Source organism: Hydrogenophaga defluvii (assembly GCF_042665235.1).
GTDB classification, from domain to species: Bacteria; Pseudomonadota; Gammaproteobacteria; order Burkholderiales; family Burkholderiaceae_C; genus Hydrogenophaga; species Hydrogenophaga defluvii_A.
This window is the reverse complement of the sequence record NZ_JBHTBZ010000022.1, coordinates 1-1,480: the sequence shown is the minus strand read 5'-3', so window position 1 is coordinate 1,480 and position 1,480 is coordinate 1. Positions and strand designations below refer to the sequence as shown.

General features: G+C 57.8%; 2 protein-coding genes and 1 pseudogene. All 3 read right to left on the bottom strand.

Annotation, left to right across the window (positions count from 1 at the left end; genetic code table 11):
- Positions 1 to 72: 72 nt before the first annotated feature.
- Positions 73 to 276 (bottom strand): annotated as a pseudogene (locus tag ACFQU0_RS10400) (addiction module antidote protein); the annotation flags it as partial.
- Entirely contained in the window at positions 194 to 517 is a 324-nt protein-coding gene (locus ACFQU0_RS10395) for a GNAT family N-acetyltransferase (protein WP_382200456.1), read from the bottom strand. The pseudogene ACFQU0_RS10400 and the gene ACFQU0_RS10395, both read right to left, overlap by 83 nt.
- A 98-nt stretch (positions 518 to 615) precedes the next feature.
- A complete protein-coding gene (locus ACFQU0_RS10390) occupies positions 616 to 1,086 on the bottom strand; it encodes a RidA family protein (RefSeq protein ID WP_382200454.1) in 471 nt (156 codons plus the stop codon).
- Between the last annotated feature and the right edge of the window lie 394 nt (positions 1,087 to 1,480).

The following is a 1,480-nucleotide window of genomic DNA, read 5'->3' as shown; positions in this document are numbered from 1 at the left end:
CCGCCCGCTCCGACTTTGAACAGATGTTTGACCTTGCCCCCGCCTCGCTCTGGCTGGAGGACTACAGCGGCATCAAGCGGCTTCTGCGTGCAGGCGAACACCCAGTGCGCGAGCGACTTTGAGCACCGTGGCAAAGCTCGGGTTGCCGTTTTCGCTGAGCGCCTTGTACAGACTCTCACGGCTCAGCCCCGCATCACGCGCCACCTGTGACATGCCCTTGGCCCGAGCGATATCCCCGAGCGCACGGGCAATTCCAGCGAAACAGTCCGCACGTTCCCATCAGGCCGGGGACGCTTTTCAACTGTATGCCCCAGCGCGTGCCAGACGCAGGCTCCTCACGCCATTTCGCGAACATCTGTATCAGTCTTCTCGCCCCTTCGATGTCTGTTAAGGGGTCCGATCCAAACCACCTCATGTGCTGGGCGTCGCCATGAATGCTCAACAGATCTTCGGCATCGGTGTCGGCAATCTCCCGCAAAAGGAGATTCCGAGTTTCGAGCTCCGGGAAGTGGCTCATGGTGCGGTCTAACATTTTGTATGCGAAACGCCTGACATTTGGCGGATCCTGATGTTGAACGCCACCCTCGATTGATGGATAGCCATCAAGTTCTCGGGCTACTCAACGGTTGCTATGAGATCTACTTCGACTGCGGCATTCTTCGGCAACTGAAAGACACCGACAGAGGTGCGGGTGTGAGCGCCGGCAGGGCCGAGGACATCGAACAGGATTTCAGACGCACCGTCGGCGACTTCACTCTGCTGGGTGAATGCTTGTGCTGACTGTACATACACGGAGATTCGTGGAATGGCCTTTACCTGATCAAGGGAGCCGAGTGAGCGCCTTAACAGAGCCAGCGCCCGCATGACGCAGACCTTGGCGGCAAATTGCGCCTGAGCAACAGAGACCTCTTCTCCGACTGGCCCAGTCACGACGACTGTATTGTCGACTCGTGGAATTTGGCCGCTGACATAAACGTGGTTGCCATCCCGTATCAGTGGCACGTAATTGCCTCCGATCTTGATCTCACCATCGAAGCTGAGGCCGAGAGCCGCAGCCTCCTTCATAAATCGTTCGTCGCATGACATGAATTGCTTCTCCGAGGTTGGGGTGTCTATGAATTTTGACGCCAAAGGTTCGTGGTAGCCGGTCGAATAAAACAGCGGTCATACCCCTCACAACTGTTGTGCGTTCGGTGGGCTACCGAGCTGGCTCCGCAACCACATTTATCACCTTCACTATAGCGCCGGCAGGAGAGCCTCCAGCCTGCAAGCGCTTGTTGAAGACAAGCGCTTGCAAGTGCACAACGGGCGGATGCGCCACCGGCAAATCATGTGGTCACAGTCCCACAGATGGTTAAAGTGTCAACCTCCCACCCCAACCCGCAGCCCCCTGCCCCGCCACCATGCCCGCCCGCTCCGACTTTGAACAGATGTTTGACCTTGCCCCCGCCTCGCTCTGGCTGGAGGACTACAGCGGCAT

Bases quoted from the DNA above. Each gene is read 5' to 3' on its own strand.
- ACFQU0_RS10395 (WP_382200456.1), bottom strand. From the start codon at position 517: ATGAGCCACTTCCCGGAGCTCGAAACTCGGAATCTCCTTTTGCGGGAG.
- ACFQU0_RS10390 (WP_382200454.1), bottom strand. From the start codon at position 1,086: ATGTCATGCGACGAACGATTTATGAAGGAGGCTGCGGCTCTCGGCCTC.